This is a genomic window from Acidimicrobiia bacterium (assembly GCA_012959995.1).
GTDB lineage: Bacteria > Actinomycetota > Acidimicrobiia > Acidimicrobiales > MedAcidi-G1 > MedAcidi-G2B.
In genome coordinates this window covers 1-9,123 of the sequence record DUCC01000037.1, presented here as the reverse complement: position 1 = coordinate 9,123, position 9,123 = coordinate 1, and the positions used below count along the sequence as shown (strand labels likewise).

Genomic DNA, 9,123 nt, shown 5'->3' with positions numbered 1-9,123 from the left:
GATTCTGGCGCAGACGTTGTCTTCGGTGCCGGTGGTAAAACCGGTAACGGCGCCCTCATTGAGGTAGCCGGCGAAGCAGGTGCGTTCTGCATCGGCGTGGACTCCGACCAGTGGTACACCGTGCCCGAAGCACATCCGTGCTTGGTGACCAGCGCTATGAAGCTGATCACCCCTGGTGTTTCCGACCTGATCCTTTTGGCTGCTGCAGGCAATGCCGCCTCTGGTAACTCATACGGTTCGGTTGGCTTGGCGCCACATCACGATCTTGACTCCAGCGTTTCGCAAGAGATCCAAGACATGATTATTGCGCTTGATGCCGCCCTTATGGACGGTTCACAATCCACCGGATACTCATTCGGCGACGAATAAGCATTAGGTAACAAGAGGGCCGGGGAGCAGACAACCGTCGCTCCCCGGCCCTTTGTTTCCACCTATCCGCCTCTCCTTTCTACTACGCTCAACTTCCTGTGAAAATACTCCGCTCCGCTTTCATACCTCTCCTCGCGGTGGTTCTGGCCCTGCTCGCCGGCGCAGCACTTATCGCTCTCTCTGGGGCCAGCCCCGTTGATGCTTACACCGCTCTTTTAGAAGGCTCCTTTCTAGGCACCGACACCGTCCCTTGGACCGAAGCACTCGGCCGCACGCTTGAAAAAGCCACCCCATTGGTTATGGGTGGCTTGGCCGTTGCCTTTGCTTTTAAAGCTGGCCTATTCAACATCGGCGGTCAGGGACAACTAATTATTGGCGCCCTCATTGCTGGTGCCGTGGGCTACGGATTCCAAGGGCTTCCCTGGATCGTTCACATGCCTCTTGCTTTATTGGCCGGCTCAATTGCTGGCGGCCTTTGGGGCACCATCCCCGGTGTTCTTAAAGCCAGCAGGGGTGCTCATGAGGTCATTACCACCATCATGTTGAACTTCGTGGCCATTAACTTGACCGACTGGTTTACCTCAAAGGTTTGGCGCGAACCTGGTCTTCTTGCTCGAACCCCAAAGATTGAGCCCAGTGCCGAAATCCCTCGCTGGGGCGACTTACCCATTGGTTTTTTTGTGGCTGTCGGCTTTGCCTTCCTCGTTTGGTACCTGTTGCAGCGCACCACCTTCGGTTTTGAAATCCGCACCGTAGGGCTCAACCCCAACGCCGCCGAATACGCCGGTATTTCCGTTAAACGCATCGTGGTGCTGACCATGACCATCAGTGGTTTCTTAGCCGCTATGGGAGGCGCTATTGAAACCTTGGGGGTGGTTGGCCGCTACGAACCAGGCTTCAACGCTGGCTTAGGCTTTAACGGCATTACCATTGCTTTGCTGGCCCGCACCCACCCTCTGGCAGTTATACCGGCAGCCATTTTGATTGGGGCCATGGAAGCTTCAGGAGCCATCATGCAATTCAAGGCCGATGTTTCTCCAGAAATTACCGACATCATCCAGGCCTTAATACTGCTCTTTGTGGCCACCCCGATTCTGGTGCGCTGGTTCTTTAAAGACAGTCCAGAAAACGATCTTTCGGTGGGCAGCAGTTGGGGGTCCGCATGAGCACAATAACAACCATCCTCTACCAACGCCGTTGGTGGATTTTTACCGTAGTAGCCATCATTGGCTTTACTTTGTTCACCGGAGAGTTCAAAGAGGCACAAACCACGGCCATTTTGGCCTCCACGCTTCGCCAATCAACCCCTCTTCTTTTAGGCGCACTTTGCGGCATGTTGGGCGAACGCTCAGGAGTCATAAACATCGGCATCGAAGGCCAAATGCTCATGTCGGCCTTTACCGGTTTCATGGTGGCCGCCGAAACACAAAACCTTTTACTGGGTGTGTTGGCGGGCATCGCTACCGGCATGTTGATGGGGGCTTCGTTGGCTGGCCTTTCGGTAAGCCTGCAAGGTGACCAAATCATTGCCGGCACGGTACTCAACATTGCGGCTTTGGGGGTCACCAGTTTCTTTTTCCAGCAGGGCTACACCTTGCCCGGCAAAACCCCCAAAATTGACCTCTGGTTCTTGGCCGACATTCCGGTTCTGGGTAGAGTCTTTTTCTCCAATCGCCCCCTGACTTACCTTTCGTTGCTGCTGGTACCAACAGTTTGGTACGCCTTATTTCGCACCACTTGGGGGCTACGCACTCGAGCGGTAGGCGAACACCCCAGCGCCGCAGAAACCGTAGGTATTTCCGTAGCCAAAATGCGTTACTTGAACCTTATTCTGGGTGGGGCAATCGCTGGTCTGGCCGGCGCCTACTTAAGCCTTGAAGCAGTGGGCTCTTTCGAACGCAACATGACTAACGGTAAAGGGTTCGTTGCGCTAGCCGTGATGATCTTTGGCCGATGGAACCCCGTAGGAGCATGGGGAGCCGCCTTGCTCTTTGGCTACACCAACGCCATTCAAACCCAATTCCAATTCCGCGGCTGGCTTACCGACCATCCACAGTTCGTGGGCATGATTCCCTTTGTCGTAACCATCATTGTCTTGGCTGGCGTTGTCGGCCGGGCCCGACCACCGGCCGCCATTGGGCAGCCCTACTCACGCGAATGAACGAAAACCAGACAACTCCTGCTCTTGAAGCAATCAGCGTTACTAAGCGCTTCGGTCCCATAGTGGCCAACGAAAACGTAGACTTCCGCGTCGAAAAAGGACAGATTCATGCCTTGCTGGGCGAAAACGGAGCCGGCAAAAGCACCCTAGTGAACATCTTGTTTGGCCTCTACCACGCCGATGAAGGTGAAATCCTTATCGACGGCGAAAAAGTAGCAATGAACAGTCCGCACGATGCTATTGATCGCCACATCGGCATGGTGCACCAACACTTCCAACTTGTACCGGTGCTGTCGGTTACCGAGAACATCGTTTTAGGGCATGAACCCACCAAAAAACGCGGAATATTAGATCTTGAAAAGGCCTACGCCGAAGTTGAAGCGTTAGGTAAACGCTACGGCCTGGAAGTTGACCCTCGGGCAATTGTGGAAGACCTGCCTATTGGTACTCAGCAACGGGTCGAGATTTTGCGCTCTCTTTATCGCAAAGCCGATGTGCTCATTCTTGATGAGCCCACTGCGGTGCTTACCCCACAGGAAACAGACCACCTGCTTGAAGTCTTGCGCGGCCTGGCCGCCGAAGGGGTCGCTATTATTTTCATTACCCACAAACTGCGTGAAGTAATGGCCGTGGCTGACCACGTAACGGTTATGCGTCGCGGCAAGGTTGTAGGCGCTATTGACCCCTCCGAGACTGACCAAGCAGGTCTGGCCGAAATGATGGTGGGGCGTTCCGTGGTGTTGCGTATCGCTAAAGGCGAAGCAAATGTAGGGGCACCGGTGCTCACCGTTGATTCGCTCAAGGCCCTCGATGACCGGTCACAAACCGCAGTAGATGGCCTGTGCTTAACCGTTCATGCGGGAGAGATTTTTGGCATCGCCGGCGTGGAAGGTAACGGTCAACGCGAGTTGGTGGAAGCCATAACCGGGCTACGTCAAACAATCTCTGGCTCCATCATGCTCGAAGACACCGAGTTGGCCGGTTGCAACCCGCGAGAAATAAGCGAACAAGGGGTAGCCCATGTGCCTGAGGATCGTGAAAAACACGGCTTGGTAGGCCCCCATTCGGTGGCCGACAACCTGGTACTTAACCGCTATTTCAAGGCACCATTCGCTCGCCGTGGTGTCCGTCAAATCGGAGCCATCAACGAAGACGCACAAAAACTTGTTGACCAATACGACGTCCGTACTGCTTCTATTAATTCTCCGGTACGCACGCTCTCTGGTGGCAACAAACAAAAAGTTATTGCTGCTCGCGAGTTCTCTCAAAACGCAAAGTTTTTAGTAGCCGCTCAACCCACCCGCGGTATCGACGTGGGAAGCATTGAGTTTGTTCACCAACAACTTGTTGATCAACGCGACGACGGCATCGCCGTTCTTTTAGTGTCTGCTGAACTTGACGAAATAATGAGTTTGTCTGACCGCATCGGGGTCATCTATCAAGGGCGCCTCGTGGCTGTCGGCAACGCCGAAGATTTCACCCGCAACCAGATAGGCCAGCTCATGGCCTCCGGAAGCGCCGACGCTTAGCGTTTAGCAATTAGTTGCCAAAAGCAGCGGCGATAGACACCTCGTAAGGCGCACGCAAAATCCCTACCTCGGTGATGATGCCGTCCACCAGCTCAGCCGGCGTTACGTCAAAAGCAGGGTTGTAAACCTGAGCAGATTCCGGGGTAATAGCGGCTCCACGGTATTGCGCTACTTCGGCGGCTGGGCGCTGTTCAATTTCGATTTCTTGGCCACTGAGTGTGTTGGGGTCAATGGTCGACAACGGTGCCGCCACGTAAAAAGGCACCCCGTGGTGGCGTGCGGCAATGGCCAAGCCATAGGTACCAATTTTGTTGGCGACGTCTCCGTTAGCAGCGATGCGGTCTGCTCCTACAACTGCTGCTCCAACGTCGCTGGCTCGCAGCACCGAAGCCGCAGCCCCGTCCACGATCACCGTGCAGTCAATGCCGTCTCGGCCTAACTCAAAAGCGGTTAATCGACCGCCTTGAAGCACCGGGCGGGTTTCATCTACCCACACGTGCAAATCAGGATTAGATTTTTGTGCGGATCGGATCACCCCTAATGCGGTGCCGTAACCTACGGTGGCCAAAGCACCGGCGTTGCAGTGGGTAATAACGTTGCTGGCCCCAGCCAACAACTCGGCTCCGTTGTCGCCTATGGCTTTACAAGTAGCCAGGTCTTCGGCGTGCAACCGTCGCGCACAGGCCACCACTGCTTCTACCACGGCGGAGCGTTCTCGGGGGGCTTGGTGGGCTTCTCGCAACACCACTTCAAGCGCCCACGCCAAGTTTACTGCCGTGGGCCGGGTGGCGTTGAGCGCCTCCCCTACTTCGGTGAGTTCCGCCAATAAGTCTTCACCCGAAACAGTCGTTGATGTTTCTGCAGCCAGCGCCATACCAAAAGCGGCCGCCACCCCAATAGCGGGCGCTCCACGCACCTCAAGATCAGCGATTGCCCGAGCCACCCGTTGCCAATTTGTGCAGTGAATATGTTCTTCTTTGGCAGGCAACGCCGCTTGATCCAGCAGGATTACTACCCCATCCACATAGTCCACGGTAAACGGGTTCTGAACTGTGTCGGTCATTTGGGTACCCTCAAGGTGTAGAGAAACAAGAATAAATACCGTAACCGACTCTTTACTCTTATCCCCCAACAATTGGTAGCACTTGTGAAGCATATATTTGATCAGAAAACAGCCCTGATTACTGGCAGCAACGGTGCCATTGGTGCCGCTATTGCCGAACGCTTGCACCAAGGTGGTGCTCGGGTAGTGCTGGCTGTCCATAACAAAACCGACCGGGCCGCGGCATTAGCTAAAAAAATTGATGCGCCAATGCTAACCGCTGACCTTTCTTGCCCAGAGGGCATCGATTCCCTCGTTGCTGAAGCAGCAAACGTGGCCGGCCCTTTAACCATCCTGGTCAACAATGCGGCTTTGCAAACCGTTGAACCTTGGGCTGATCTTGATGCCCCACGTTGGGATGCCCTTTTGGCTACCAACCTGCGGGCCGCCCACCTGCTAACCCGGGCCGTCGCTCCGGTGATGACCCAAAACGGTGGCGGGGCCGTGGTGAACATTGCCTCTATAGAGGGCCACCAACCCGCCGAAGGCCATGCCCATTACGCCGCCAGCAAAGCAGGGCTCTTGATGGCCACTCGTTCAGCAGCTCTTGAGTTGGGCCCAAAAAATATTCGTGTGAACTCGGTCTCCCCGGGGCTTATCGATGATGGAACACTGGCGGAGCGCTGGCCTGAGGGGGTGGCTCGCTGGGAGGCCACTGCTCCCCTGCGTCGCCTGGGCACCCCACAAGATGTGGCCGAAGCCGTGGCCTTTTTAGTTTCACCTCAAGCCTCTTGGGTTACGGGAACCGACCTCGTGGTAGATGGCGGCATTCTCGCTCGACCAACTTGGTAAAACTATTTTCGAGTGAGTTGTTTAATTCGTTCGTTGGCTTGAGGCCAGCCAGAAATAAGTTGCTCTTTTTTGCCAAGGGTGAAGCCTTCTTCGGTGTAGGGCGGCGCCATGGTGGTGCCCAACAGCGTCCACTCACCTTGGGTAGCCGATCCTTGCCAGATTCCGGCAGGGACCACCAGTTGAGGATGCTGGCTGGCCACTAGGTCAGCGCCGAGAACTGGTTCTTCCACTATCCCACCCGGAAAAAGCAGTAACATTTGTGCGGGAGCTCCGGCGTAGTAGTGGTAAACCTCGTCGCCGTTCAAACAATGCAATGCAGAAAAGTCGCCTTTGGTCAACAAGTAATAGATGGCGCTTGAACGCTCATCAAGCAGTGTTTGTTTCCAACGGCCGCCTTCTTCAGGCAGGGGAACCAGGCCTAAGGCGTCAGCCACCGCATCGGCCGTAAATCTTTGGCTCACGAAGCCGCCAATCGTTGTGCTCGGTGCTGCACTTCGGCCCGTGCTTTTTCTTCATCAACGGTAAGTATCTGACTGTCGGCCACTACCGGTTGGCCGTCTACCCACACGTCGGTAACCGAGCGGCTTGAACCTGACCAGGCAATATGGGCCATCAATTCTGCTGTTTCGGTTACCGGGACAAACGCTGGGTGTTCCATGTCAAGGCGAATAAAGTCGGCCGTCATGCCGGAAGCCAAACTCCCCACCGAGGTTAGGCCCACCGCTTGAGCGCTTTCTCGGGTGGCCATAGACAAAGTTTCTTGCGGGTTAAGCAGTGTGGCGTCTAAGGCAGACACTCGGGCCAAAAATGGAGCGAACTTTACTTCTTCCCAAAGGTCAAGCGTGTCGTTGGAGGCCGGCCCGTCGGTACCTAAAGCCACCGTTATCCCGGCTTGGCGCATCGCTACTAGCGGGGCAATGCCCGAACCTAACTTCATATTGGAAAGCGGGCAATGGGCAACCGCTACCTGATGGTCAACCAGAATTTTGATGTCTTGGTCATCTACCCAAACGCAATGGGCGGCCAACACCTGGCCATCAAATACTCCATGATCGGCCAGGGTGCGTACCACGCTTTGACCGTAGCGCTGCTCGAGGTCTTCGCTTTCCTGAGTGGTTTCTGCCAAATGGATGTGCAGCACCGTGTCAAGGTGACGAGCCAACTCTGCCAACTCTGCCACTCGCTCTACCCCGAGGTCGTAAGCGGAGTGTGGCCCTACCCCAATGGTGATCCGTCCTTGCGGGTCATGGTATTTCGCATGAAAGTCGGCAATTTCTTGGCCTCTTTGGGTGCCTGAATTATCGGGATGTAAAGCCGACACCACGCCGGGGGTCATGACCAAACGTGCGCCAGAAGCCTGCGCTGCTTCCACCAAGGCTTCTTCGTGTAAATACATTTCGCAACTGGTGGTGACCCCTGCCTTGAGCATCTCTGCCGACCCAAGGGTCATCCCCCACCACACGTCTTCGGGGATCATGCGTCCTTCACGGGGCCACATGGCTTCGGTAAGCCACCGCCACAAAGGCAAGCCGTCGCCCGCTCCTCGTACCAGCGTCATGGGGGTGTGGGCGTGAGCGTTAACCAGGCCGGGCATTAATAACCCGCCAACCTGGTGGGTCTCAACGTCTAAAACCTCGGGAGCGTCTTCCGGCGCACCCACCCACACGATCTTATTTCCCTCTATGTCCAGGCAACCCGGCGAAAAAACTGCCTGCTTTTCATCGCAGGTCACCACAGTGTCGGCCAAATATCTCGTACGTTTCATTGAGGCAAGGCTAGTGGACACAACATTTTCTCCCCACGCCTTCAAGGGATCCCCCCACTTAGGATGCGAAAAGCGACTCTTTCCGGTACCGTTCTCTATCCAATTCAGGTTTTTTGTATAAGCCTGTCTCAGTCACCTATGAGGATCCGGAGGGATTCATGAGCAACAAAATGATGCGTCTGCTCGCTGTGCTGTTGGGCTTTGCCTTACTAGCCACGGCGTGCGGAAGCGACGACACCGAAACCCCGGCCACCACAGCTGCACCAACCACGGTTGCTGCTGATGACGCGCCAGAGACAACTGAAGCCGAAAGCGGGCTTCCTGACCTTGGTGGCCGCACGGTCACCGTGGCTATCGAAAACGCTTATCTTCCCTTCAACTACATTGATGCCACAACTGGCGAAGCCGGTGGTTGGGACTACGACGCAATTGATGAAATTTGCGCTCGTATCAACTGCATCCCCGACTATCAAGAGTTCGCTTGGGACGGCATGATCATTGCTGTTTCCGAAGGCCAGTTCGACTTGGCTGCCGATGGTATTTCGGTTACCGATGAACGTGCACAAGTGGTGGACTACTCCATTAGTTACATCACCACCGATCAAAAGATTTTGGTTGCTAAGGGCAGTACCGAAATCACCTCAAAAGCCGATCTTGCTGCTTCTGACTGCAACGTTGGTTCACAAACCGGTACCACAAACTACGACGTAGCCGTTGAAGTTGTTGGCGAAAACCGTGTAGTGGCTTTTGAGCAGTTCGGTTTTGCTGTACAAGCACTCATCTCTGGCGACGTGTGCGCCGTGATCATGGATGACGTAGCCGGCAACGGTTACCAAGGCGAAAACCCAGACGACGTTGAATTAGTTGACGAAGTTTTGGCTGCCGATCCTTTGGCTTTCATTTTCCCTAAGGGCAGCGACCTTGTTGCCGCCTTTGACGCCGCTTTGGAATCCATGATTGCCGACGGCACCTTGGAAAACTTGGCTGCTAAGTATTTCACCGACTCTTTCTCCTTGACCTACGGCGACATTGAAGATGGCGTTTACGGTGAAGACGAAGAAGCTGCTGGTGATCACTGCATTGGTTTGGTTACCGATGTGGGTCAAGTTGACGACAAGTCGTTCAACCAGTCCGCATGGGAAGGCGCCCAAGCGGGTGCTGAAGCAGCTGGCGCTTCGGTGGATTACATCGAAACTCAAGACGCTAAGGACTACGCCAACAACATTGGCATGTTCGCTGATGCTGGCTGTGAAATTATTGTCACCGTTGGTTTCGGTATGGGTGAAGCAACTGTTGAAGCCGCGGCGAACTACCCCGATGTTTACTTCATTGGTGTTGACCAGTTCCAAGGTGAAGAAACCGCCAACGTAGTTGGTTTGTTGTTCCCCGAAGACAAAGCTGGCTT

9 protein-coding genes are annotated in these 9,123 nt (G+C 54.9%); 6 read left to right on the top strand and 3 right to left on the bottom strand.

Annotated elements, in window-relative coordinates; all coding sequences use genetic code 11:
- The 4 genes from EYQ49_10260 to EYQ49_10245 form a co-directional block, all read left to right on the top strand.
- A partial coding sequence (locus tag EYQ49_10260) for a BMP family ABC transporter substrate-binding protein (GenBank protein HIG26246.1) occupies positions 1–369 on the top strand: 369 nt, incomplete at its 5' end.
- A gap of 98 nt (positions 370–467) precedes the next feature.
- On the top strand, positions 468–1,535 hold the full coding sequence (locus tag EYQ49_10255; protein HIG26245.1) for an ABC transporter permease: 1,068 nt from the start codon (positions 468–470) through the stop codon (positions 1,533–1,535).
- On the top strand, positions 1,532–2,530 hold the full coding sequence (locus tag EYQ49_10250) for an ABC transporter permease (GenBank protein HIG26244.1): 999 nt from the start codon (positions 1,532–1,534) through the stop codon (positions 2,528–2,530). Before EYQ49_10255 ends, EYQ49_10250 begins: the two co-directional genes overlap by 4 nt.
- Positions 2,527–4,059, top strand: coding sequence for an ABC transporter ATP-binding protein (locus EYQ49_10245; GenBank protein HIG26243.1), 1,533 nt, complete (start codon positions 2,527–2,529; stop codon positions 4,057–4,059). Before EYQ49_10250 ends, EYQ49_10245 begins: the two co-directional genes overlap by 4 nt.
- Before the next feature lie 10 nt (positions 4,060–4,069).
- Here EYQ49_10245 and mtnA read toward each other — a convergent pair whose 3' ends face one another.
- Positions 4,070–5,122, bottom strand: a complete 1,053-nt coding sequence (gene mtnA / locus EYQ49_10240; protein ID HIG26242.1) for an S-methyl-5-thioribose-1-phosphate isomerase — start codon at positions 5,120–5,122, stop codon at positions 4,070–4,072.
- Positions 5,123–5,215: 93 nt separating this feature from the next.
- On the opposite strand from mtnA, the gene EYQ49_10235 reads away from it, so the two are divergent.
- Positions 5,216–5,953 (top strand): glucose 1-dehydrogenase, encoded by a 738-nt coding sequence (locus EYQ49_10235; GenBank protein ID HIG26241.1) that lies wholly within the window; start codon positions 5,216–5,218, stop codon positions 5,951–5,953.
- A 2-nt stretch (positions 5,954–5,955) separates the two neighbouring features.
- On the opposite strand, the gene EYQ49_10230 is transcribed toward EYQ49_10235, so the two are convergent.
- Both EYQ49_10230 and EYQ49_10225 read right to left on the bottom strand, forming a co-directional pair.
- Complete coding sequence (locus EYQ49_10230; protein HIG26240.1) at positions 5,956–6,426, bottom strand: cupin domain-containing protein; 471 nt, start codon at positions 6,424–6,426, stop codon at positions 5,956–5,958.
- Positions 6,411–7,718, bottom strand: coding sequence for an amidohydrolase (locus EYQ49_10225; GenBank protein HIG26239.1), 1,308 nt, complete (start codon positions 7,716–7,718; stop codon positions 6,411–6,413). The genes EYQ49_10230 and EYQ49_10225 overlap by 16 nt, the downstream gene beginning before the upstream one ends.
- A 158-nt stretch (positions 7,719–7,876) precedes the next feature.
- Between EYQ49_10225 and EYQ49_10220 the strand changes: the two genes are divergently transcribed.
- Positions 7,877–9,123, top strand: a 1,247-nt coding sequence (locus EYQ49_10220) for a transporter substrate-binding domain-containing protein (GenBank protein HIG26238.1), incomplete at its 3' end; no start/stop codon positions are given.